This window comes from Clostridioides sp. ES-S-0108-01 (genome assembly GCF_020662285.1).
In the GTDB taxonomy this organism is placed as follows: Bacteria; Bacillota; Clostridia; order Peptostreptococcales; family Peptostreptococcaceae; genus Clostridioides.
Genome location: NZ_JADGMN010000004.1, coordinates 236003 through 259978 on the forward strand (window position 1 = coordinate 236003; position 23976 = coordinate 259978).

Below are 23976 nucleotides of genomic sequence, written 5' to 3' on the forward strand. Positions count from 1 at the left end.
TTGTTGAATTTTGTATTGATTGTTGAATTTCATTTAGAGTATTAAGTTTTATGTAGATTGTTGAATTTTGTATTGATTGTTGAATTTCATTTAGAGTATTAAGTTTTATGCAGATTTCAAAATTTAATATAATCTGTTAATTAAAATATAAAAAATACTCTAATAACAATTAAGCTAATCATTAATCAAATGTAGATATTTAATTAATGATTAGCTACAGTCAATCTAATTAATTAGAATAACTTCCTTTTAATGTAAATGTGTCTAAAACATGTCCATCCATAGCTTTGAAAAATTCATTCATATAGAATCCTTTTTCAAGGTCAAGGATAGTATCAAGTGCAAATACATGTATCTCATAGACATGAGTTCTGTCTGGAGGAGCCATACCACCATATACACTAGCTTCTAATCTATCAAGACCTCCTAGTTTACCATGCCAGCTAGTAGTTCCTTGAACAAAATCAGTAGCTGTTATACTTTCATTTTCACTTAATTCATCTCTTGTTATATTTGCAGCTAACCAATGTATCCATGCAAATCCACATACAGGAACAGAGTCTTTGTCTTCTAAAAACACAGCAAAGGATACTGTATTCTTTGGTGCATCTTCAAACTTTAGAGGTAGTGAGTATGTAGGCATACCACCTTCATTGAATTGAGTTCCTCTTTTACCATATTTATCTTCTATAACACCATTTACTATACCAGTACTAGTTACTCTCATAATAATTTACCTCCTAAATATATAATAAGTTAATAGAGTATATCTATAATTTAATTATATACTAGTTGAAAATAATGGTAAATTACTTACTTTTTTATGGGTATTCATTTACTTTAAAATAACATTTTCCTTAAGGATATTTCTCATACCATTATCTAGCATAAAGTTAATTCTCTCGAAGTTTCAAATAAGGTCACCTCCAATTTATTTTGCTAATATACGTTTTGAAGCAAGCTTATATACAAACTCAATTTTTTTATTTGAAATATCCCATGAATCTAATTCTTTTTTTATTAAATCCGGATATTTTTTACTTATATCCCTAAGAGCATTACCTATAGACTTTCTCAAGTATTCGCTATCATCTTCTTTTAAACTAGAAAGTAGTGATATAGCAATATCAGGATTAGATTTAAAATAGTCTCTACTGGTCCAAATTCTAAGACCTTCTGTCACAGCTCTTTTTATGTTTGGACTATCAGAATTAAGCCATTCTTTTATAACAGGAAGTGCCTTTTCATATCCTACTTCACTGCAATAATAATCAAATGATTTAGCTAGTATTTCTTGTACTCTCCAGTTTTCATCTTTACTCACATTATCTTTTAAAAACAATAAAGCTTCAGGAATAGTTATTGATATAAAACCAAGTATAAACACTGCTAACTCTCTTACTTGATAGTATTCTGATCTATATAAGTAGATTGATAGATAATAACATTTTTTTGAGTCATTATTTTTTACAATTTTTTTAGCTATGTTTTCAATTTCTTTAAATCCATTTTCTATAGTAATAAGTTTTGCAATTACTTCTTCCAATTTTATCTCCTCCAATAAGTAGATTAGTTTAAATTTCGTATATTTATTTGTAAAAAAGAGTTTGTTTAATTTAGATAAAATAAAGACTTGTCAAAAAACGTTTGCAAGTCTTTAGTACTAGCATAAATAAAAAATAATAAAAAATCAACCTCATTTAACATATAAATTTACTTTTATTATTAGTTTTATATTATAAAGTTGTGTTTAAAAAATTAATTGAGTTATATAAATTTTACATGATTTGAGTATACTAATAGAATAAATTATTATATAGTAATACTTATATGAGATGAATATTTTACCAATCCTATATGATAGTGTATAATTAGGTGATAAAGCAGATGATAAATAGTAATTTAAACAATCATAACAACATTTATACAGATAATTTATGATTAGAAACCATCATAATTTGTTTGGAATTGATTTAATACAATTTACATTAAGTCGAAAATATAAATAAATAATTTAGTTTGTAAAAATAATGAAAAGAATATAGAAGTCCGTGTGATAAGGAATAAAGAAGCTTTGCTTCAAGAAATATAAAGGATAATATAATGAAAAGTAAAAATAGGAGGAAAAAATGATACCAGGACTTAAAGAAAGTTTGTTAGGATTAATAAATGAAAGTGCATATAATCCTTTAAAAAAAGAAGAATTAGCAGAAATATTTGATATACATTCATCAGAAATGCCAATGTTTTATAATTTTTTAAATGAATTAGAAGAAGATGGCTATATCTGCTTTACTAAGAAAGGGAAAATAATATCTCCAAATCAAATGGGATACTTTGTTGGGAAATTTGTATCACACAAAAAAGGGTTTGGATTTGTGGAATCTGATGTTGAATATACACAGGATTTATTTATCTCAAGTGACAACATAAATGGTGCTATGCATAACGATAGAGTTATGGCAGAAATAGTAGTACCTGCAACTGAAGAAAAGAGAGCTGAAGGAAGAATAGTAAAAGTCATAAAGAGAGAAATAACTAGAATAGTAGGTACTTTTCAATCAAGTAAAACTTTTGGATTTGTAACACCAGATAACAAGAAATTTACTAAGGATATATATATCCCTAAAAAACATTTTAGTGGAGCAGTAGATAATGATAAGGTAGTATGTGAAATTACAGTATGGCCACAAGAGGATAGAAAACCAGAAGGTAAAATTATAGAGATACTAGGTCAAAAAGGTGAAAGAGGCGTAGAAATAGACTCTATAATAAGAGAACATGGTCTTCCAGAAGAATTTCCAAAGAAAGTATTACAAGAAGCTGAAGCTGTAGCTGTTGAGATTCCTCAAGAAGAGATAAAAAGAAGAAGAGATTTAAGAGACTTAAATATATTTACTATAGATGGAGATGACGCAAAAGATTTAGATGATGCCATATCAATAGAAGTACTATCTAATGGAAATTTCAAATTAGGAGTTCACATAGCTGACGTTACACATTATGTAAGAGAAAAAAATAAACTGGATAAAGAGGCTTTAAAAAGAGCTACATCAGTTTATTTAGTAGATAAAGTAATTCCAATGTTGCCAAAGACTCTTTCAAATGGAGTATGTAGTTTAAATCCATTTGAAGATAAGTTGACACTTTCTATATTTATGGAAATAGACCATAAAGGGAATGTGGTTAAACATGAAATATGTGAATCTATAATAAATTCAAAAGCTAGAATGACTTATACAGAAGTATCTGACATATTGGAGAAGGATGATGAAAAACTTAAAAAGACTTTTGAACATGTTGTTGAAGAGTTTAAGAATGCTGAAACTTTAGCTAGAATTCTTATGTCAAGAAGGGAAAAAAGAGGAGCTATAGATTTCAATTTCCCAGAAGCAAAGATAATTTTAAATGGAAAAGGTGAAGTTGTAGACATAAAGCCATATGAAAGAAGAATATCTAATAAAATAATAGAAGAATTTATGCTTATAAGTAATGAGACAATTGCTGAACATTTTTATTGGATGGGAGTACCATTTGTATATAGAATACATGAGACCCCATCTTTGGAAAAAATGGAAGAATTAAGTAAATTTATATCTACATTTGGATATATAATAAAGGGTGATAAGGAAGAAGTTCATCCAAAAGCACTACAAGGGATAATAGAGAATATAAAGGGTAAAAAAGAAGAAGGTGCTATAAGTACTATAATGCTTCGCTCTTTAAAACAAGCTAAGTATTCACCAGAATGTAGTGGACACTTTGGATTAGCAGCTAAATTCTACTGCCACTTTACTTCACCAATAAGAAGATATCCTGACCTTCAAATTCATAGAATAATAAAAGAATCTTTAAATAATAAGATAAGTGGAAAGAGACAGGAACAGCTTACTACTATAGTTGATTATGCATCTGTTCAGTCATCTGAAAAAGAAAGAAAAGCAGAGTTAGCTGAAAGGGATGTGCATGATTTCTATAAGGCTCTTTATATGAAGGATAAAGTTGGTCAAGAGTTTGAAGGTGTTGTATCTAGTGTAACTTCATTTGGAATATTTGTTGAGTTGGAGAATACTATAGAAGGATTGATAAGACTTGCAAATATGAATGATGATTACTATATTTATGATGAGAGTTCTTATAGTGTTTTAGGAGAAAGAACTAAGAAGTCATATAAGATAGGTGACTTAGTTAAGATAAAGGTTGAGAGTGTAAATGTAGACTTTAAAGAAATTGATTTTGAAATAGTTGAAAAGATAGAAGAATAAGTAAAACATCTAAAATAGATATGAGAAGTTGTAGTATCTATGATATAACTAAATTTACAATACTCAATGAAAATAAGCAATTGAAGAATATTTAATGGAAATAGATAATCTAAAAATACTTAATTAAAATAGATAGTCTAAAAATATTTAATGAAAAACAGATATCTAAAAGATAGATTTTTATTACAAAATAAGTGTATCATTTAAAATTTAAGATACACTTATTTTTTTGTTTTACATAAATTTTGTTTTATTTAATTTATAGCAATGTATTACTTTATATAAATTTAGTGTTAAAATTATACCAAATACTACTTGGGAGGAATGGAATTATGGGTATGATATTATATTAGAATAATTGAAGAAAATGTTTTGAAATTACAACAAGCAGAAGGAAACTTACAAGATTTTGTTTTTGAAGATGTACATAAAAATAATACTATTAATATTGATAAAGCATGAACATGGCATGCTATTTACTTTACTTTAACTGGTTGTCCATTTGGAGGAGATGATGAGACCATATTTTATATCATGTAAATCGATTATGTTTTTGAAACTTATTTATAGTACTCAATAATTTTTTTAGCTATATACTATATTTTTGTATGAGCAAAAAAGAAGGGCGAATCTTGATGTTGGGTCAAAGTTTTCAAAGCTGTTTAATTTTAATAAGAGAAAACTTTAAATTAAGCACTTTAATTAATTTGACATGTTCAATTATATTGTTATGTTTGATTACTCTAATACAAGGAGTAGCTAATTTAGACAGAATTTCAGCAGCTATATGTTTAGAAAATTATGTTGCAATAGTAGGAATAATAATGTTGGTGCCTATATTTTCACTAGAATAATTAAAGAAAATTGATGAGATAGTAGCATCAAAATCATTATCTCAAGTTATTGTACAATTAATTAGAATACGGATGTCAATTATAAGTATCACTGTTTTAATCATAGGTTTTGTAAATGTTTTAATATATTTAGGTGGAGATTTTCTAGTAACTGAGTATATTGTTGGAAGTTTCGAATCAATTATGTTTGTAGGAAGCTTAGGAATGTTTTTCTCTAACTTATTTAACAATAAAATCATGGGATATATGATATCTATAGGATATTAGTTTTAAATATGATGACTAAAGACAAGTATGTTGGAAATTTCTTTATAATGTATATGATTCAAGAGCGTTTTGATGAAAAATATTGGTTGATATCTGGAAGTGTAGTACTGATAATCATATCTCTATTGATAAAGCCAATAAAAAGGAAGATTAGGTGATAAAATGAGAGCTTTAGATAAAATAAGGATAGTATAAATGCAAAAACACATTTATAATAGATGAGTTTATTTTTATATGTATAAATTATAAGTTGATATTTATGTATGTAAGTAGATGTATATATCTATTAGTATAAAAATACATATATATACTGAATTTTATTAAAAGCTCTCAAATTTATATTTTATAGTGATTTCACAATAATAGTTTAATAAAACCTATAGTAATTTTATAAATTTCATAGTGATTTTACAATAATAGTTTAATAAATTCTATAGTAATTTTACAATAATAGTTTAATAAATTCTATAGTAATTTTACAATAATAGTCCAATAAAGCCCATAATAATTTTATAAATTTCATAATGATTTAATAAATATTTATAAAATTACTATTTTTGTTTAGAAACTTTGTTATTCATATTATCATTAGTAGGCATTGAACCAAAGCTTAATTTTTCATACATTACTTGAGTTGGAGCTAGCCAAACTGTACCGTTACCAGTGAATGTATTTAAGAAACCTTCACCATTTAAAGCAGAACCAATTAAAGACTTGTCTGATTTTGTAACAGAGAAATTAACTCCAGATGTTCTTGCTATTGCAAAGTTACCATCTACCTTTAATTCTTCTCCATTCTTCAATTCATATTCTACAATTTCGCTTTGAGGTACAACACATTCTAGAACAATTACACCAGTACCACTTAATTCTATTTGGAAGAAACCTTCACCACCAAGTAAAGCAGATGAGAAGTTCTTTTGTGTAAATGCTTTTACTTCTATTGTATCAGAGCAACAATAGAATAATCCTTTATCAACAATTATAGAATCATTATCAAGACTCATAAATAAATAATGTCTAAAAGAAGGTTCTAAGTAAACTTCGCCAGTACCTTTATATACAGGTTTCATCATCGATTCATTAGTAAGTGCTCCTGATATTCCTTTTTTGAAAAGACCTCCAACGCCACCAATTTTAGTTTCAGAAGAGATATTCCCTTTATAATAATATAATGCACCAGCTTCTGTTTTTATTGACGAATTATTTAACTTTATCTTAATTTGTCTAGCTCTTAGGCCAGCTTCTCTAGCAAAATATAATCCCATTGCCATCATTGGGCTAGAAGCACCTTCAAGCTTTTCAAATTCTAATATCTCAAATTCACTTTTCCCATCTGATGCATTTTCTAAAATTCTTACTTTTTTGCTTAAATCCATACAAATTTCTCCCTACCATGTTAAGATTTATCTCTAAAATATTACAAGATATAATTATATATTACATTTTTTTTGGAAAAATGGCTACTTTATCATCAAATTTTTAAGAAATTTTCAAGATAGCTGTAGTTGAAATATGATAGTTTAAGGATGCATGACTATTTAAGTGGATGTTTTGAGTATTATTTATTATTTGTGGGTATTATATTTTATGGGTATGTTAAAATTATTTAAAAGATAAAAGATAGCTTGATATTGGATGTATCTAATATGGTTTGTTATTTATTTTGCCTAATTATTTATCATATTGTTTAAGAAATTTAATATATTAGTGTAATCTTGACTAAAATCCCTAAATATGTTATTATACAGCTTAGTCAAATGATTTAATTGCATGAAAAATTTAACAGATTCTTAATATCGATTGAAGAAATTTCTAGCAAAGAAGGTGAGATTTATATGGCTGGTAAGAAAATATTAGCAACAAATAAAAGAGCAAGACATGAATATTTTATAGAAGAGACTTATGAATGTGGAATTGAATTAAAAGGAACAGAAGTAAAATCAATAAGACAAGGTAAAGTTAACTTAAGTGATGGATATGCATCTGTAGATAATAGTGAAGTATTTTTAAAACAAGTTCATATAAGTCCATATGAGCAAGGAAATATATTCAATGTTGATTCTTTAAGAGTTAGAAAATTATTGCTTCATAAGCATGAGATAAGAAAACTTATTGGAGCAACCACTATAAAGGGGTATTCACTTATACCACTTAGTTTATATTTAAAAAATGGTAAAGTTAAAGTAGAAATTGCTTTAGCAAAAGGTAAGAAGTTATATGATAAGCGTCAAGATATGGCTAAGAAAGATGCACAAAGACGTATAGAAAGAGAAATGACAGGGAAGTATTAAATTAGATAAAACTGTATTTTTTAGAATAAAATTCTTTATTATCTAGAACATAACATTGATTTTTATTCTTAAAAGTATTATATTATATATACATTAAAAATTTAATAAAAATGGTGATAAAGTTTGCGAAGAGTCTATTGGACTATAAACTAATCAAGGGGGCGTAAAGGTTTCGACGTGGGTTTGGAACTTGAGGCTGCATGTCGTGTTACTCTGGGTCACGTAAAAACTGGGGAACTTTAAAATAAACGCAGACGATAATTTCGCGATAGCAGCCTAGTTGCTGCTCGTCCCTCTTAGTCCTCCTGCCGACTAAGACTGGACGTCATTATGCAGGGAACTACTTTAAGGGTGTCTCGACTTAAAGTAGATTAATTGGGACTGGCTAAGCATAGAGCCTGCCACTTGGCGTTATGTGAGGCGAGATACTAGTGAAGTTGGCTAAGCATGTAGATGCAGCGAGGAAAAGACTTACGGACAGGGGTTCGACTCCCCTCGTCTCCACCAATTTTAAAAAAAGAATGATGAAATACTTGGAAATACTAGTCTTTATTGACTAGTATTTTTTGTTTTGGTGATGAAATCCACCAACCGTACCCCAACCACAGAAAAAGAGGTTTTTTTGAGGGTATATTGGGGTGCATTTAGGGTGTATAAAAAACCTTTATTTATTATGATATTAGGTAACATAGAATTTTAATATCTACTTTATGATATAATATTTTTATAAATGTAAAATAGTTTAAGTTGTTAATTAATAAAAATATATATTATATAAGTTTGATAGGAGTTGAGGTTTGTAATGGATGAAAGAAAACTAGAATTTTCTATTTTTTGCATTGAAGCTTTAGCAGAAAAATTGGATATAGATTCAGAAGGAGTTTATAAACTTCTTAAACATGATACTGATATTTTAGATAACTATATAATACCTTGCTATGAAGCACTACATTCTCAAAGTAAAAGTTATATAGTGCAAGATTTAATACAAGTGCTTAAAGAAAAGGGCGTGATGTAATGATTGTATATCATGGTTCATACTGTGTGGTAAAAACGCCTAATATTATCTTCTCAAGAGATTCTTTAGATTTTGGAAAAGGATTCTATTTAACTAGTATAAAAACACAGGCACTTAACTGGACAGAACGTTTTAAGAAAAGGGGTAAAAAAGCATATTTAAATAGCTATTCTCTAGATATTGATAAATTAAAAGAAAACTGCAAGGTAAAAATCTTCAATAGTTATAATTTAGAATGGCTTGACTTTATATTAGAATGTAGAAATATGAGTGATGTATATATGAAATATGATGTTATAATAGGTGGAATTGCTGATGATAAGATTTACAATACAATAGAACTGTATCAAGATAATCTTATTGAAAAAGATGAAGCTTTAAAAAGATTAAAATACTATAAACCAAATGAACAAATATGTATAACCAATCAAAATGTAATAGATAAATATTTAAAGTTTAGATGTGAAGAGGAGGTATAGTGCTTATGGAAGCAAATAAAACATTATTACAGATACTATATAAAAAAATTATATTAGAATTTTCTAAGCAGACAGGCAAGAGTTTGGAAGAAAGTATGGATTATTTATATACTTCTGAAACATATAAACTTATAAGTGAGGGTGTATCAGATATGCACTGTAAGGGTCATATATACTTGGCTCAAGAATTAATGCTAGAAAATGGATTAATGTATCATAAAGGCTATCCAAGATAAATAGTTAAAACTAGATACGAAATAAGGATACAAGATAATATGAAATTAATTTGTATCCTTATTTTGATTTTGTAATTAACTATATGAAATCATAGTATTTTTATGTATTTGATTTTTACAATGAAAATATTTTATCCAACTTTTCTACAGCTTCAACCTTCTTATCTTCCATAACTTGAGTATATATATTTAAAGTTATTGATATATCATAATGACCCATTAAAACTTGTACAGTTTTAGGAGGGACATCATTCTCAAAAAGTCTAGTTGCATAAGTTTTTCTAAGACCATGAAACTTTATAGGCTCTATATTTAAGCTGTTTAATATAGATTTTAAATTCCTTAAAGGTCTTTTATCATCTATAGGGATACCTAATTCATTGCAAAATACATAATTATCATTTCTATACAATTCTCCAGCATTTAATATATCCGCATTTTGATTTACTTTATGCTCTTTCAGTTTATTTAAAACATCTTTTGGAATAGGTACAGTTCTGTAAGAATTTGATGTCTTTGGCTCTTGTTCTAATATTTTAAGCTCTCTATTTCCAGTTTTATCTATAAAATATGTTCTTTGAAGAGTTCTTTTAACTGTTAAATTAGACTTTTTAAAATCAATATCAAACCATTTAAGTCCTAATAATTCTCCTAATCTAAGTCCAGTACCAAGAGCAAGTAAAAATAATACCTCTAATTTATGACCCTCTATAGCTTTTATAAAACTCTTTTGTTGTTCAAGAGTCAATATTTCAAGCTTATTTTCCTTTTTCTCAACTGGTATATTTACCATAGTACAATAATTACGTTGTATAAGACCTTGTTTTTCAGCTTCTGATAAGCAGGTTTTCAGTTTAGTGTTTATTTGTCTTATAGTAGGTATACTTTTATTAGAATCAAGCAATCTATTGTAATATTTTTGTATGTGAGATACTCTTAAGTCTTTTAATTTAACATTGCCTAAATCAGTATCTTTAATATAATTACGATAGATGCTTTCATATCTTTCAAATGACTTTGGTTTTAAATCTTTTATTCTATATTCAAACAACCAATTGTAAAACCAATGCTCTAAAGTTATTTTATCATCTGAAATATCAGAACTTAAATAATATTGTTTTTTATAAGCATCAAGTTTATCTTTAACTTCCTTTTGAGTTTTACCATAAAATTCTTTTCTTATTGGTTTTCCATCTTCATTATAACCAATCATTATACGAGAACGCCAACCATCTTTATATTTTCCGATAGAGCCTTCTCCATTAGCTCTTTTAGTTGCCATTTTTAAACAGCTCCTTATATGATTTATAGTTATATCCATCAAAGAATGTAATACATTTCTCTAATAAGAATTTTATAACTTCATCAGCTTCTAGTGTTTCATAGAAGTTTAGCATCAATGTGTTGTATTCTTGTTTATGTTTAGCTGGTATTGATAGAACTCCTATATCATTACTTATAAGTATTAGGTTTGAAGTAAGTCTAGCAGTTCTTTTGTTGCCATCATAGAAGAATTGACAATAGGACAACCATAAATTTATTATTATAGCCTTTTCTAAGGGGTTAGTTATTTTATTTATGATACTTATGTCACTTACAAATAAATCATTTAATAGAGTGGCTTCTATGCACTCATATTGAGTAGTACCAGCTATACCTATGTTACCGTTTCTAAAATCTCCAACGATTAGAGCTTCATCTTTTGCAACTATTTTATGTATAGAGCAAATTGTATCTTTATTTAAAGATAAATTTTCTTTGTTACTTAATTTTATTACATAATCCCATGATGATTTTATATTTAGTATTTGATTTTGGTCACTTAATTTATGTCCACCTACTGTTATACCATCAAGTAATGTTTGTACTTCTGGGAATGTAAATGGGTTATTTTCTAGGTTACCCATATCATATACAAATTCACTTATCATTCTTCTAATGTATGTTAAAGTATATTTTTTATCTCCATGAGGTAGATTAGTAGGGAATTTATGTGTGTATTTTGGTATATATGATTTATTCATGATTTTAGCTCCTTTCATATCTAATTTTTATTTATTAACTATGAATGTATAAAAGTTAATAGGTAAACTCATATTTTGAAAATGTGCAATATTAATATTCTTCATCCTCATCTTCAATAAGACCATTAGAGTTTTCTTGTATAAAATTTTCAACAAGACCATTTATCACCCAATTTAGATTTTTGGAGAAGTCTTTGAAGTCAGAGAAGCTTAAGCTAATTGGTTTTATTGTATCTGCATTATCTGCAATTTCAAACTTTGTCTTATAATCTGTTTTTACATCATAACCATAATTTTTTAATATATGAATTACTAAATCAAATTCTGACTTATCTATATAATAAGAAACTGGAGTATTATCTATGTTAATATCTTTATTTATAAAATCGATAAGAAAGTTATCTATAATATATCCAGTCTGGGGATTTCTATAGAGGATTGTTTGGTTATCTATTTTTATCTCCTCTAATGGAAATCCAAATAAGTCTTCAATCTTAGTATAAGTAGCAAGTGCTATTTTTTTTAATATTTCAATTCTAGGCATTTTTGTTCCATTCTCATAATTTATAATTTCATTCTCAGAACAATTTATTTTTTCTGAGAGTTCTTTGAGAGATATATTATTTATATTTCTAAATTTGCTTATATTATTTCCGATGAGTTTTGCTGAGTAATTATCAAATGTTTTTACAACTAAATCCAATTCTTTTAAATTAGTATAATTATTTGTTGAAGTATCTAAATCACTTTCATCAATAATAAGCCTATTTATAGGAATTGATAATGCAGTAGATATTTTTTTTATCATATCTAAACTAGGCTTTCTTTGGCCTTGCTCATATTTAGCTACAGCATAAACTGAACAACCAATCTTATTAGCTAACTCATCCCTTGACATATTTATAGATTTTCTATATTGTTTAATCTTTTTTCCAATTGTATTATTTATCATAATTTCACCTCAAATACATTATAGCACTAAATGGGTCTATTGATACACTTAAATATATTGACAATACACCGAATGGGTGTTAGAATATTTTATAGAAATGAGAATACACAAAATGGGTATGAAAGAAAGGAGGGAATCAATGAAACTCAAATTAAAAAGAATTGAAAAAGGTATAAAGCAATATGAATTAGCTGAAAAAGTTGGCATCTCAAGATATTATTTATCTTCTTTAGAAAGAGGTAAATCAAAAAATCCAAGTAATATGTTGATGTTAAAATTGGCTCAAGAACTAGATACAAGTGTAGAAGAATTATTTTTTGATAAGGAGGAATGATGTATGGCAGATACAAATAATCTAGAAGTTCTTAAAACACTACAAGCTACATTGAATATACTTGTCAAACAAGAACAAGAAGCACAAGAAAGGGCAAAAGGGTACAAGGAGATACAGACATATAGAAGAGATAAAGCTCAACTTATCACATGTAAAGAAGCTTCTAAAATTTATCCCATAGGGGAATCAAAATTTAGACAGTTATGTCATTCTAAAAATAAAGGATTTCCTTGTATATGGATAGATAATAGAGTGTATATAATAAAAAATAAACTAGATGATTGGTTTATTGAAAATGCAAATGGCATAAAATTATAGGTTTAAGTGGGTGATAGTACTTGAGTAATCTAGGTTGGATAAAGCTTCATAGAAAGATAAAAGAAAGCCCACTATATAAAGATTGTAATTCCAAACAAAGAGATATACTCATAAACCTATTACTGTCAGTTAATCATAAGCCTAATAAATGGGTTTATGGAGGTAAAGAATATGAAGTTAAATCCGGACAGTTAATAACATCTTTGGAAAGTATAGCAAATATGTGTTCAAAAGATGTAAGTATTCAGAATGTAAGAACTGCTTTAAAGAAATTTGAAAGATATGGATTTCTAACAAATGAATCAACAAACAAAAATAGGCTTATAACTATTGAAAACTGGGAGTTATATCAATCTAATGAAGAAAATCAACAGACTAATCAACATGCAATTAACAAGCAACTAACAACTAACAAGAATGTAAATAATGAAAAAAGTAAAATATACAGTGAAATTATAGAAAAATTCAATATTACTTGTACAGAACTATCAAAAGTAAAGAAACTTACAGAAGCTAGAAAAAAAGTAATTAATGCTAGGATAAAAGAATATGATAAAGAGACTGTATTAGAAATTATTCATATAGTTAGTAAAACTAGCTTTTTAAATGGAAGCAATGAAAAAGGTTGGAAGGCAAATTTTGATTGGATAATGAGCCCAAATAATTTTATTAAGATATTAGAAGGCAATTATCAAGATAAATCAATTAATGTCAAAGTAGATGCAGAGGTATATAGTCCAGATGATTCACAATTAAAGTGGTAGGGAGTTTATATTATGGATAATATGAGTAATTTAGTTAAGAACACAGAAGCAGAACAATCTATATTAGGTAGTATTTTACTAGATTCGAGGAAAATAGAAGAGATTGAGATATTAATAAGTGAAGATATGTTTTATCATCAAGAACACAAACATATATTCAATTCAGTGAAAGATATACATAAAAGGGATGAGCCTATAGATATAATAACTCTTACAGAAGATTTAAAGAAAAAGGGGCTTATAGATTATGTTGGAGGTATAAGTTATTTGACAAAACTATCAACAATAGTTCCAACTATAGGTAATGTATCTCATTATATTGAGATAGTTATTGAAAAATATAAAAATAGAAATATAATTGATAAATTTAATAAATTCAAATTAGGTGAAATAGATGATAATACACTTATATATCAATTAGAAAAATACATTAATGAAGTAAATCAGAAATTGGTTAAGAAGGATTCTAGTATAACAGCTATATCAGAGAGAGCCTTTGAATACATAAATGATGAAATTGAAGAAGGTATTAATATAGGAATAAAATTTTTAGATGAAACTATTGGAGGTCTATATAGTGGTGAATTAATTACAATAGCGGCCAAAAGTGGAAGAGGAAAAACAGCACTAGCCTTACAGATAATGAGAAATGTAGTATTTCAAGGTAAAAAAGTACTTTTTATAAGTGGTGAAATGAGTGATATACAAATTTTGTTTAGAAATATAGCTTCTTTAACTGGAATATCAGTTGTAAAAATGAAGAATAGAAATCTAAATGAAGAAGAAATAATTAAATACATAAATGCTTTAAGTACTTTAAATCAGGAGAATAATCTATATATTAATGATTCAGTGAATACAATATCAGGAATTAAGAGGGAGATAAAAAGTATTAAACCAGATGTTGTTATAATTGATTATCTTCAGATTTTGGATTATGAAGGTAAAGAAGTTGGAGAAGCTAAATTTGCTGATTTATCAAGGCAAATAAAAAAGATTACTTTAGACTTTAATATTCCAATTATACAGTTGGCTCAATTAAATGATGAATTGAAGGATGAAAGACCAAAAGGTGATAGAGTAATGAGAAGTTCAAAACAAATATATATGGATTCTAATTCAGTTATATATATTCATAGACCTACAGAGAAAGAGGCTCTTGATTATTGTAAGACAATGGGAATAGAGGATATAAAAGAATTAAGATGTAGAGAAAAAGGTTTTGGAGCTAATTTAAGTGAGATTATAGTTGCTAAAAATAGAGATGGGGAATCAGGTTTTAGACCTTATTGGTATATAGGAAGTTTGTTTTCTTTTAGGGAATGTAAGAAGACAAAAGAGATATGAAAAGAAACATAATTTATTAGATGATATGTAAACTATTGTCTAAGGAGTGTTAGAAGAAAAGTATATAATTCTTAATTGTATGCAATAAAGATTTAAAATATATAGTATTTAGATTAAAAAATTTATTAGAAAAAGGTAGTTGCTATATAAGTATAACAACTACCTTTATAAATTAGGTACTTAATGTACACTAATCTACACAAGTTAAGTATATATTAAGTACCAGATGAAAGTCAAGGAGGTACTAACATGTATGATGAAATTATAGAAATATATTTTGATTATTGGATAAATGAACATATGTATACAGATATTTTAGAAAAAGATAAACGCTATACTGAAAGTTGGGAAGAAATTATAGCAATTAATGAATTATTAGGTAAGGATTTATTAGAAGAAGATAGAAGATATATATTAACAGAACTAAATGATTTATTTAATTCATTGATAGAGTTTGAAAGAGAATTTAGTTATAAACTTGGGTTTAAAGCAGGAGCAAAATTTATAATTGAATTGTTGAAGTAATTAATTTATATATCTCAGTAGAAATTAAATCATAAATTGAGCTTACTAATAATTATACTGTGATATTTTGAATTAAATAAACTTTAGTTATATTGTTTAGAATAAATAGATTTTATTATGATGTTTATTTTGGATTATCTGCAATATTTATATTTACTAAACTATTTAAAAGTATGATGAATGTCGAAAGTGAAGAGTTCAAATATATATTGATATAAAAATAATGCTATATCTTAGTAGAGGAATCTTTAAAATTATAACAAAACATATCTATATATTTAATAGATTATCATTCTAACTACAAATAAATTTATAAATTTTCAGATGAATAATAAGAAAAATGAAAAAAGAGAAATTAGATAATATAAAAAGGAAGTTATAACTATCAGCTAATTGATAATATAACAATATTTCTATTTAATATTATTTCATTTATAATGTAAATATACTTTAGTGGGAGGATACATTAAATGAGTAATATAAAAATAGAAATTAAAAAATTAGTAGATAAGTTTAGCAAAGATATAGAATATTATAAGGATGGCTCATTATACAATGAACATAATTGTAGAGTGGAGTTTATTGATCCTTTTTTTAAAATATTAGGATGGGATATAAATAATGAACAAGGTAAGTCCCCTCAATTCAGAGAGGTTATAAGAGAAAATTATTTTGTCGATACAGGTAGACCAGATTACTCAATGACATTAAATGGAATAATAAAATTCCATACAGAAGCAAAAAAACCATCAATTAACATAGAATTAGATAAGTCACCAGCACTTCAAACTAGAAGGTATGGATGGTCTTCTAACTTAAGAATATCAATATTAACAAATTTTGAGCATTTAATTATATATGATACAACAATTCCTCCAAAAGAAGGAGATAAGGTAGAGGTTGCATGTATAAGGAAATATCACTATCTAGAATATGTTGAAAAAATAGATGAGATATTTAAACTCATTTCTAGAGAGAGTGTATATATAGGTGATTTTGATAGCTATTTAGATAACAGTAGAATGGCTGTATTTGAAAAAGGATTACAATTACCTGTAGATGAATACTTTTTAAATACTATAAATGATTGGCGAATTAAATTGGGTAATTACCTATATAGTCATGAAAATTATAGTATTGATATAATAAATGATTGCATACAAGAGTTTATAAATCAGATTGTATTTATTAGAATATGTGAAGATAGAAAACTTCCTTTATACAACAAATTGAAAGAAGCTATAAATGATGAGAATAATGTGATAAAAGAGTTAGATAAAATATTTAGAGAGGCAGATAAAAAATATAACTCAGGTCTATTTAGTAAGGAATATATAATATTTGATTTAAATAATGAAATAATAAAAGAAATAATAGAAGTATTATATTATCCACAAAGCCCTTACAAATTTGAATTAATAAAACCGAATATATTAGGTGAAATATATGAGTTATTTTTAGTTGAGCATTTAGTAATTGAGGGTAACAAAGTAGTACTAGAGTCTAAAGACAATAATTTGCATAGAGATATAGTTACAACACCATTAGAAATTGTGAAATATATGGTTGAAAGAACTTGTACAGAGGTTTGTGTAGATAAATCTCCTATACAAGTTCTTGAAATGAGATTTTCTGATATAGCTTGTGGATCAGGTATATACCTTATTGAAACTTATGAATGGCTGATAAGATATTGTACAAATTGGTATGTAAATAATGATAAATCTTATTTAATAGAAAGTGTAAATGGAGAATTAAAATTAAAGTTCGAATACAAGAAAGAAATATTAGAAAAATGTATTTATGGAATTGATATTGATGTACATGCTGTGGAAGTAGCTAAATTTAATTTAATATTAAAATTATTAGAAGGTGAAACAGAACCTATGTTAATAGGTTTTGATAAAATACTTCCTGATTTAGACAAGAATATAGTTCATGGAAATGCTCTAGTTGATTTTGAAAATATAAATTACAATAAATTAACAGATATAGATAAAGAAGAGATAATACCTTTTAATTGGGATAAGATAAATGGAGGTAATTTGTTTGATGTAATAATAGGAAATCCTCCATATGTAACAACAGAAGATATTAAAAATTTGATTAATAAAAAAGAAGTTAAAGTATATAAGAATAGATACAGTACATCAAAGGGACAGTATGATAAATATTTTATATTTGTAGAAAGAGCATTACAAAAAATTAAGCAAGAAGGATATCTGAGCTATATAATACCAAATAAATTTACTAAAATAAAATCGGGAGAAGCAATAAGAGACTTATTATCAAAAAATAAATATGTAAAAGAATATATTGATTTTGGTTCAGAGCAAATTTTTAAAAGAAGTAATAAAACTGTCTATAGTTCAATTTTATTATTACAAAAAAAGTATCAGAAAAATTTTAAATACATAGAAGTAGATAATATTTCTAAGTGGTTTTCTAAAACTGCTAAAAAAGAAATAGTTATATCTACAGATGTATTAGGTAAATTACCTTGGGCTTTAGTTACAAATAGTGATGATATGAAACTTATAAATCAAATGTATAGAAATGCAATCCCTTTATCAAAAGAAGCATATATATTTAATGGTATACAAACAAGTGCAGAAAAACCTCCAATATACTGGTTTTCAGAAAAGGAAGTAATAGGAGAGACTGATAAATTGTTTAAAATTAAAAAGTTTGATGAGGAATTTTTGATTGAAAAAAGTATATTGAAGAAATACTTTAAGCCTGTTCTAAAATCAGAAAAGAATTTAGGTAGTTATGATGTATATTCAACAGATAAATATATTATATTTCCATATAATTCAAATGGGGTATTATATGATATAGATATAATGAAGAATAAATACCCTAATACTTTAAATTATCTAGAGTTTAACTATGATAAACTAAAGCCTAAGCAAATTGATAGTAATGGTAGAAGAGATGTACCTTTAGCTAAAAAGGATACATGGTACCAATATGGAAGAGATCAAGCTTTGACAGCATTTAATAATAGGAAGAAATTAATAGTTGGTGTATTGGCTAAAAAGGCTATGTATTTATATGATGACAAAGATTTAGTAATTGCATCTGGAGGTACAGCTGGATATTGTGCTATATCTAAAAAAGCTGATAGTAAATATGAATTGGAGTATATTCAAGCATATTTAAGCCATCCTATTACAGAAAAACTTCTCTCTGTTATAGGAAGTGATTTTGAAGGAGGATTTCATTCTAGAGGAACAAATGTATTAGCAAAAATACCTTTTAAAGTTTTAGATTTTAATAATCAGAATCATGTTTATTTATATAATGATATAGTGAATAAAACAAAAAAAATACATGAAATAAATAAAAAACTATCAGAAAGCAAGATACCTAAAAGTAAAAGAACAGTATTAATAGATGAGAAAAATTACTTGATAAATAATGTTAAAGAATCAATAACTCAAATATATAATATATAAAGTTGAAAAATAGCTACTTAGTAAATAGAAGCTGTTTTTTATTAAATAATATATTAAAAAGTTTAAATATGATAAAATAGAGAGATATTGAACAAAATATAGGTATACTTTAAAGAAAAGGTGAAAATTAATGTTATTAAGAGAACATGCAACAGAAGAAAGATTAAATGGAAGATACTATACTCCTGAGAACCTAGCTAACTATATTGTAGATTGGGCTATTAAAGATATAGAATCAGGAAAAATACTTGAACCAAGTTGTGGAGATGGATCATTTTTAGAGAGTATGAATATCTTAAATTTACAAGATAGATTTAGTATAGTTGGTATAGAATTAGATACAAATGAATCAATGGTAGCTCTAGATAGAATAAATAATAGTATTTTTATAGATAGTTTAGAGAATCTAGAGGATGAAAAAACAATATTGGATAATATTGGTTGCAAAGTAATAAATGAAGATTTTTATACAATATATGAAAATATCATAAAATACGAAAAATTTAATATTATAGTTGGAAATCCGCCATATATAAGATATCAATACTTAACAGAAGAACAAAGAAATGAACAAAGTATCATATTGAAAAGTAATGGCATGAAATCAAATAAGCTTATAAATGCATGGGTATCATTTGTAGTAGCTAGTATTCAAATGTTAAATAAAAATGGAAAATTAGGATTGGTAATACCAGCAGAGCTTATGCAAGTGGCATATGCAGAAGAATTAAGACGATTTTTAATGATACAACTTCAAAAAATGACAATAGTTACATTTAGAGAGTTGATTTTTCCTAATGTAGAACAAGAAGTAGTGATATTATTAGGAGAGAAGGATGAAAATCATAAAGATGAGCATAAACTTAGGATAGTACAGTATGATGACATAAATCAACTAACAAATGATAATAATATCGAAGATATACCATTTAATAATATAGAAATAAGTGATTCAAAATGGACAAGATATTTCTTAAACAGAAATTCAAATGAATTAATTAACTCTCTGAGAAAAGATAATAGATTTGTAAGGTTTGGAGATATTGCAAGTGTTGATGTTGGAATAACTACTGGTAATAATGACTATTTTTGTGTAGATAATCAAACAGTAAATAAATTTGACTTAAAAGAAATAAGTAAACCATTAATTGCTAGAAGTGTAAATCTAAATGGTATAAAGTTTACAAGAGAAGATTGGAAATATAATATCAATAGAGGTGCAAAAACGTATTTAATTGATTTTCCAGATATACCATATGAACAATACTCATATAGGCAAAGAGAATATATAGAAAAAGGAGAAAGAGAAGAGCAGAATACTGGATATAAATGTAGAATAAGGCAGAGATGGTATAGAGTTCCATCAATATGGCTTCCAGATGCATTTTTATTAAGAAGAAATCATTTATACCCTAAGTTTATTCTAAACTCAGAAGTAGAAGCTGTTAGCACTGATACAATGCATAGGATACGTTTTAATGCAGATATTGATCATAATAGAGTCTTATTGTCATATTACAATAGTATAACTTTAGCATTTACAGAGATAGAAGGTAGAAGTTATGGAGGTGGCGTATTAGAGATACTTCCAGGTGAATTTGAAAAAGTAATTATACCTGATTTACAAAGTAATGAATTAATAACAAATGATATTGTAAATTACTTAATTCAAGAAATAGATACTCGTGTTAGAAATAATAATGATATAGAAGATATATTGGATTTAGTAGATGAAACTATATTAATAGAAATTTTAGGTATTGACAGGAATATAGTTGATCAATTTAGAAAAATGTGGTTAATATTAAAAAATAGAAGACTTAATAGAAAAAGAATTAAGAAGTAGTAAATGTTTATAAAATATAGATTATAACTATAATTATTATGATTTTAGCTAGATGAATTGTTAAAGGTTTATAATATAATTAATAAGTACTGTAATAAATAAAAAGCAGACATATATAATACTATTTATGTCTGTTTTTTATATTAATATTTAATATAATCATTATTTATTTTTCTTTAAGTAGTATTCATTTTGAGCAGCATCTAAAATTTGTTTTTTAAACAATTCCATTAGTTCAAGAATCTCTTTGTATAAACTATTCCAATCTTCTTTGGCTTCTGTTTCTGCTTCATATATATTATTTTTTTTTCTAATCAATGGGACAAATTCACCATGGGCTATTTTATTACGTGTATCTAAAAGTTTATTTTTAATATAGTGTTCCTTTAGTTGATATTGAGTACTGTCTAAACCTAAATTAAATAATATATCTTCTAAAACTTTATATGATAAATTAGATTCTGTATCAATTATTAGTTTTTCCATTACATTAACATTAAATATTGAAAATTGTCCATTAAGTATTTTATCTACAACTTTATAATGAGATGTAGATTTATTTGATTGGCGGACATCAATAATCATTGGTTTTAATGTTAGTGTAAGAAAGTTATCTGTCATATCAAAGCAGTTTAATTTTAATGAATTTAAATAATAAAGATATTCTCTAGCGCTTATTTTAATGAAACCTTCCCAATGTGCATAAAGAAGTGTAATACCACTTCTAAGTAAAGTTAGTAGAACAGAACCCTCTGACATATCAATTACCATTTTTAAATTTGTTAATTCTTTTTTTCTCCATGAGAGATTTTTATCTATACCATTTTGAAGTTTATCTAGTGAATTAGTTGACATCTGAGAATATTTTTTCTCCTAGCAATTTTAAATTTTTAAATCTCAAAATAGGTCTTGAACTATTTGAAGCAGTTTTATATTCTGAAGAGTTATAAATAGATTTTATTAATGATATTATTTTATCTTGATTTAATAGTTTAATCTTATCTAAATTTTTACTAAATCCAGATATAATTAATTCAAATGATGCAACTGAAAATGCTCCATAAAACTTACTTTTGTCATTATTAAATTTTCTAAAAACATCATCTTCTAATAATATATTTAGATAGTCAAAAGTATCACAGAATCTATTGTATTCATAATCATAGTCTATTATATTATTTTCAGCTATGTTTATTATTTCATTAGTAATAAAGTCGCTCATATCTTCATTTCCTCTAATATTATTTATGTCACAATACAAGTAAACCAGATATCGTATGATTATCTCCATGTCATATTGCTCTGAATATTGTTTCTCAGTTAGAGGAATACAGTTTTGAAATGGTTCATATTTATTTAGTTTAACACACCAATCATAAAAAGGTTTATCTATCATAATTAATAAACAGTTACGTATTTCTTGAGGTTCTAAAGAAGTACCACCTGTATTGATACGTTGAAAAAGTTCATATTTCGCATCTTTATCACTAGCCTTTTTTATTATCTTTATATCAAGTTTAGATCGCTTGAAGTCCATTCTTTGAGCCTGTGTAAAACTATTATCAGAATTTGAACTATCCCAATATTTATCTTGTAATGAAGGTAAAAATTTGGTTCCTGATAACTTACTTGCTTTTACTATATTGCCACTATTGTCTTTAAGTATGCCTACAAACTCAAGTATAGTAGATAATCTTTGCAGTCCATCAATTACATCCCATACACCATTTTCATTTTGAGAAACAAATATAGGTGGAATTGGTATACCTAATAGTATTGATTCTATAAATTTAGTTTTTTGACTATCTGTCCACCTAAAGAATCGTTGGAATTCTGGATTAACAATTAGCTCTTCATCTCTATACATATTAATCAATTCACCAATAGACATAGGATATCCATCTGTTTGAATTTCTTTAGATTTAGTCAATATTTCATCTTGTAATGACATAAATTCACCTACCCATATAAAATATAGTATATTATAAACATATATTTTATTATACTATATTTTACAGTTATCGTGCTTATGATTTGTTTTCATTATCACTGAAATCTGAAATAAAGATATAGATATATAATTAATACTTTTTCTATGAAAATTTAAGAAAGTAAGTATTAAGAGATTGTTATATATCTATATAGAAGAATATTATTTATATCTATATAGAAAATATATTTGGAAGTGGAAATATTTTTTATAAATGTATCTACAAAGAGATATAATTCCAATAAAAAGATATTTTATTAAAATAGTTATGAAATTTACAAGTTATAATTATTATAATGAACTGATTATAATGTTTAACTAGATTTTGAATTAATTAGTTGCTTGTAAAATAGGTTAAAGTACAAGTAATAAAATTATAAGACTAAGTGAGGAAATATATCTATAGTTTTACCAAAGTGGGATTATAATCATGATTAATACTTTGTTGATTATAAGTTCAAAATTAAATTGATTTAGTGGATTAAAAAAAGATATATTAAAAACTAATTTTAATTTTATGGTCATTAAAAACTAATTATTCATTATAAAAAGTTAATTAGAAATTTACATTATCATAGTAAAATAGAAAAACGTACCCCAATAATACCCCAACTACAAAAATAAATAATAAAAAATAACCGAAAAATTGCTCCAACATCATGACCAAATAGCTATATACCTACACTTACAAAAACCAACAAAACAATCAAATAACCACTTATAGACTCCCCTCGTCTCCACCATTGAAATCCACGAAAACCGTATTAATAATATTGATACGGTTTTTGTGGATTTCAAAAACTATTAGGCAAATTATATAAAAAAGGGGAATTAATTTATGGCAGAAAAAGTAGTATTAGATGCATTAATACCACGGTGCGTCCAGTTCTTGCATATAAAAGCCTTTAGTTGAGGAACAAAAGCAAGTGGATTAATATAATTAATTCAAACTAATAAAACGAATTGAAAGGTGAAAATCCTTTCTATCACAACTATCAATAG

The 23976-nt window shown here is 26.1% G+C and carries 23 protein-coding genes and 1 other RNA gene; 16 read left to right on the forward strand and 8 right to left on the reverse strand.

From position 1 onward, the window contains the following. Positions 1-229: 229 nt before the first annotated feature. Positions 230-727 (reverse strand): YbhB/YbcL family Raf kinase inhibitor-like protein, encoded by a 498-nt coding sequence (locus IR152_RS06195; RefSeq protein ID WP_227450921.1) that lies wholly within the window; start codon positions 725-727, stop codon positions 230-232. A 204-nt stretch (positions 728-931) separates the two neighbouring features. Then, on the reverse strand, positions 932-1546 hold the full coding sequence (locus IR152_RS06200; RefSeq protein WP_227450922.1) for a DNA alkylation repair protein: 615 nt from the start codon (positions 1544-1546) through the stop codon (positions 932-934). Positions 1547-2129: 583 nt separating this feature from the next. On the opposite strand from IR152_RS06200, the gene rnr reads away from it, so the two are divergent. The 4 genes from rnr to IR152_RS06220 all read left to right on the forward strand — a co-directional run bounded on the left by rnr (position 2130) and on the right by IR152_RS06220 (position 5544). Further along, positions 2130-4265 carry a ribonuclease R gene (gene rnr / locus IR152_RS06205; RefSeq protein ID WP_227450923.1) on the forward strand — a complete coding sequence of 712 codons (2136 nt, stop codon included), beginning with the start codon at positions 2130-2132 and terminating at the stop codon, positions 4263-4265. Between the two features lie 608 nt (positions 4266-4873). Further along, positions 4874-5119 (forward strand): hypothetical protein, encoded by a 246-nt coding sequence (locus IR152_RS06210; RefSeq protein ID WP_227450924.1) that lies wholly within the window; start codon positions 4874-4876, stop codon positions 5117-5119. Positions 5120-5191: 72 nt separating this feature from the next. Next, positions 5192-5386: a hypothetical protein gene (locus tag IR152_RS06215; RefSeq protein ID WP_227450925.1), complete on the forward strand. Its 195-nt coding sequence runs from the start codon at positions 5192-5194 to the stop codon at positions 5384-5386. Positions 5387-5394: 8 nt separating this feature from the next. Then, positions 5395-5544 carry a hypothetical protein gene (locus IR152_RS06220; protein WP_227450926.1) on the forward strand — a complete coding sequence of 50 codons (150 nt, stop codon included), beginning with the start codon at positions 5395-5397 and terminating at the stop codon, positions 5542-5544. 393 nt (positions 5545-5937) lie between these two features. Here IR152_RS06220 and IR152_RS06225 read toward each other — a convergent pair whose 3' ends face one another. Continuing rightward, on the reverse strand, positions 5938-6765 hold the full coding sequence (locus IR152_RS06225; protein WP_227450927.1) for an AIM24 family protein: 828 nt from the start codon (positions 6763-6765) through the stop codon (positions 5938-5940). Positions 6766-7224: 459 nt separating this feature from the next. Between IR152_RS06225 and smpB the strand changes: the two genes are divergently transcribed. From smpB to IR152_RS06250, 5 genes are all read left to right on the forward strand, one after another. Further along, positions 7225-7680, forward strand: a complete 456-nt coding sequence (gene smpB, locus IR152_RS06230) for an SsrA-binding protein SmpB (protein ID WP_227450941.1) — start codon at positions 7225-7227, stop codon at positions 7678-7680. A 157-nt stretch (positions 7681-7837) separates the two neighbouring features. Next, positions 7838-8187: a transfer-messenger RNA gene (gene ssrA / locus IR152_RS06235) on the forward strand. 295 nt (positions 8188-8482) lie between these two features. Next, positions 8483-8698: a DUF3791 domain-containing protein gene (locus IR152_RS06240; protein ID WP_227450928.1), complete on the forward strand. Its 216-nt coding sequence runs from the start codon at positions 8483-8485 to the stop codon at positions 8696-8698. Continuing rightward, positions 8698-9177, forward strand: a complete 480-nt coding sequence (locus IR152_RS06245; protein ID WP_167650473.1) for a DUF3990 domain-containing protein — start codon at positions 8698-8700, stop codon at positions 9175-9177. Before IR152_RS06240 ends, IR152_RS06245 begins: the two co-directional genes overlap by 1 nt. A 5-nt stretch (positions 9178-9182) precedes the next feature. Then, on the forward strand, positions 9183-9413 hold the full coding sequence (locus IR152_RS06250) for a hypothetical protein (protein WP_021362065.1): 231 nt from the start codon (positions 9183-9185) through the stop codon (positions 9411-9413). A gap of 115 nt (positions 9414-9528) precedes the next feature. On the opposite strand, the gene IR152_RS06255 is transcribed toward IR152_RS06250, so the two are convergent. The 3 genes from IR152_RS06255 to IR152_RS06265 form a co-directional block, all read right to left on the reverse strand. Further along, on the reverse strand, positions 9529-10695 hold the full coding sequence (locus IR152_RS06255) for a tyrosine-type recombinase/integrase (RefSeq protein ID WP_227450929.1): 1167 nt from the start codon (positions 10693-10695) through the stop codon (positions 9529-9531). Beyond that, positions 10685-11437, reverse strand: a complete 753-nt coding sequence (locus tag IR152_RS06260) for a Fic family protein (protein ID WP_021386005.1) — start codon at positions 11435-11437, stop codon at positions 10685-10687. Before IR152_RS06260 ends, IR152_RS06255 begins: the two co-directional genes overlap by 11 nt. 91 nt (positions 11438-11528) lie before the next feature. Beyond that, complete coding sequence (locus tag IR152_RS06265) at positions 11529-12389, reverse strand: helix-turn-helix transcriptional regulator (RefSeq protein WP_021362988.1); 861 nt, start codon at positions 12387-12389, stop codon at positions 11529-11531. Between the two features lie 139 nt (positions 12390-12528). Here IR152_RS06265 and IR152_RS06270 point away from each other — a divergent pair, with 139 nt between their 5' ends. From IR152_RS06270 to IR152_RS06300, 7 genes are all read left to right on the forward strand, one after another. Continuing rightward, on the forward strand, positions 12529-12723 hold the full coding sequence (locus tag IR152_RS06270) for a helix-turn-helix transcriptional regulator (RefSeq protein WP_021362987.1): 195 nt from the start codon (positions 12529-12531) through the stop codon (positions 12721-12723). 3 nt (positions 12724-12726) lie between these two features. Next, positions 12727-13041 (forward strand): transposase, encoded by a 315-nt coding sequence (locus tag IR152_RS06275; protein ID WP_021386028.1) that lies wholly within the window; start codon positions 12727-12729, stop codon positions 13039-13041. Between the two features lie 20 nt (positions 13042-13061). Continuing rightward, positions 13062-13805 carry a hypothetical protein gene (locus tag IR152_RS06280; protein WP_021386102.1) on the forward strand — a complete coding sequence of 248 codons (744 nt, stop codon included), beginning with the start codon at positions 13062-13064 and terminating at the stop codon, positions 13803-13805. A 12-nt stretch (positions 13806-13817) separates the two neighbouring features. Next, positions 13818-15152, forward strand: coding sequence for a replicative DNA helicase (locus tag IR152_RS06285; protein WP_083289663.1), 1335 nt, complete (start codon positions 13818-13820; stop codon positions 15150-15152). A gap of 249 nt (positions 15153-15401) precedes the next feature. After that, positions 15402-15677, forward strand: a complete 276-nt coding sequence (locus IR152_RS06290) for a DUF6809 family protein (RefSeq protein ID WP_227450930.1) — start codon at positions 15402-15404, stop codon at positions 15675-15677. Between the two features lie 470 nt (positions 15678-16147). Next, positions 16148-19138, forward strand: a complete 2991-nt coding sequence (locus IR152_RS06295; protein ID WP_227450931.1) for an Eco57I restriction-modification methylase domain-containing protein — start codon at positions 16148-16150, stop codon at positions 19136-19138. A gap of 130 nt (positions 19139-19268) precedes the next feature. Then, positions 19269-20984 carry a class I SAM-dependent methyltransferase gene (locus tag IR152_RS06300; protein ID WP_227450932.1) on the forward strand — a complete coding sequence of 572 codons (1716 nt, stop codon included), beginning with the start codon at positions 19269-19271 and terminating at the stop codon, positions 20982-20984. 162 nt (positions 20985-21146) lie between these two features. On the opposite strand, the gene IR152_RS06305 is transcribed toward IR152_RS06300, so the two are convergent. Further along, positions 21147-21839 carry an MAE_28990/MAE_18760 family HEPN-like nuclease gene (locus IR152_RS06305; RefSeq protein WP_227450933.1) on the reverse strand — a complete coding sequence of 231 codons (693 nt, stop codon included), beginning with the start codon at positions 21837-21839 and terminating at the stop codon, positions 21147-21149. Beyond that, complete coding sequence (locus IR152_RS06310) at positions 21829-22935, reverse strand: DUF262 domain-containing protein (RefSeq protein WP_227450934.1); 1107 nt, start codon at positions 22933-22935, stop codon at positions 21829-21831. The genes IR152_RS06305 and IR152_RS06310 overlap by 11 nt, the downstream gene beginning before the upstream one ends. Positions 22936-23976 lie beyond the last annotated feature (1041 nt).

Excerpts from the sequence above, each read along its gene's own strand:
- IR152_RS06195 (WP_227450921.1), bottom strand. The coding sequence starts at position 727 with ATGAGAGTAACTAGTACTGGTATAGTAAATGGTGTTATAGAAGATAAA.
- rnr (WP_227450923.1), top strand. The coding sequence starts at position 2,130 with ATGATACCAGGACTTAAAGAAAGTTTGTTAGGATTAATAAATGAAAGT.
- IR152_RS06210 (WP_227450924.1), top strand. The coding sequence starts at position 4,874 with ATGAGCAAAAAAGAAGGGCGAATCTTGATGTTGGGTCAAAGTTTTCAA.
- IR152_RS06215 (WP_227450925.1), top strand. The coding sequence starts at position 5,192 with ATGTCAATTATAAGTATCACTGTTTTAATCATAGGTTTTGTAAATGTT.
- IR152_RS06220 (WP_227450926.1), top strand. The coding sequence starts at position 5,395 with ATGATGACTAAAGACAAGTATGTTGGAAATTTCTTTATAATGTATATG.
- IR152_RS06225 (WP_227450927.1), bottom strand. The coding sequence starts at position 6,765 with ATGGATTTAAGCAAAAAAGTAAGAATTTTAGAAAATGCATCAGATGGG.
- smpB (WP_227450941.1), top strand. The coding sequence starts at position 7,225 with ATGGCTGGTAAGAAAATATTAGCAACAAATAAAAGAGCAAGACATGAA.
- IR152_RS06240 (WP_227450928.1), top strand. The coding sequence starts at position 8,483 with ATGGATGAAAGAAAACTAGAATTTTCTATTTTTTGCATTGAAGCTTTA.
- IR152_RS06245 (WP_167650473.1), top strand. The coding sequence starts at position 8,698 with ATGATTGTATATCATGGTTCATACTGTGTGGTAAAAACGCCTAATATT.
- IR152_RS06250 (WP_021362065.1), top strand. The coding sequence starts at position 9,183 with ATGGAAGCAAATAAAACATTATTACAGATACTATATAAAAAAATTATA.
- IR152_RS06255 (WP_227450929.1), bottom strand. The coding sequence starts at position 10,695 with ATGGCAACTAAAAGAGCTAATGGAGAAGGCTCTATCGGAAAATATAAA.
- IR152_RS06260 (WP_021386005.1), bottom strand. The coding sequence starts at position 11,437 with ATGAATAAATCATATATACCAAAATACACACATAAATTCCCTACTAAT.
- IR152_RS06265 (WP_021362988.1), bottom strand. The coding sequence starts at position 12,389 with ATGATAAATAATACAATTGGAAAAAAGATTAAACAATATAGAAAATCT.
- IR152_RS06270 (WP_021362987.1), top strand. The coding sequence starts at position 12,529 with ATGAAACTCAAATTAAAAAGAATTGAAAAAGGTATAAAGCAATATGAA.
- IR152_RS06275 (WP_021386028.1), top strand. The coding sequence starts at position 12,727 with ATGGCAGATACAAATAATCTAGAAGTTCTTAAAACACTACAAGCTACA.
- IR152_RS06285 (WP_083289663.1), top strand. The coding sequence starts at position 13,818 with ATGGATAATATGAGTAATTTAGTTAAGAACACAGAAGCAGAACAATCT.
- IR152_RS06290 (WP_227450930.1), top strand. The coding sequence starts at position 15,402 with ATGTATGATGAAATTATAGAAATATATTTTGATTATTGGATAAATGAA.
- IR152_RS06295 (WP_227450931.1), top strand. The coding sequence starts at position 16,148 with ATGAGTAATATAAAAATAGAAATTAAAAAATTAGTAGATAAGTTTAGC.
- IR152_RS06300 (WP_227450932.1), top strand. The coding sequence starts at position 19,269 with ATGTTATTAAGAGAACATGCAACAGAAGAAAGATTAAATGGAAGATAC.
- IR152_RS06305 (WP_227450933.1), bottom strand. The coding sequence starts at position 21,839 with ATGTCAACTAATTCACTAGATAAACTTCAAAATGGTATAGATAAAAAT.
- IR152_RS06310 (WP_227450934.1), bottom strand. The coding sequence starts at position 22,935 with ATGTCATTACAAGATGAAATATTGACTAAATCTAAAGAAATTCAAACA.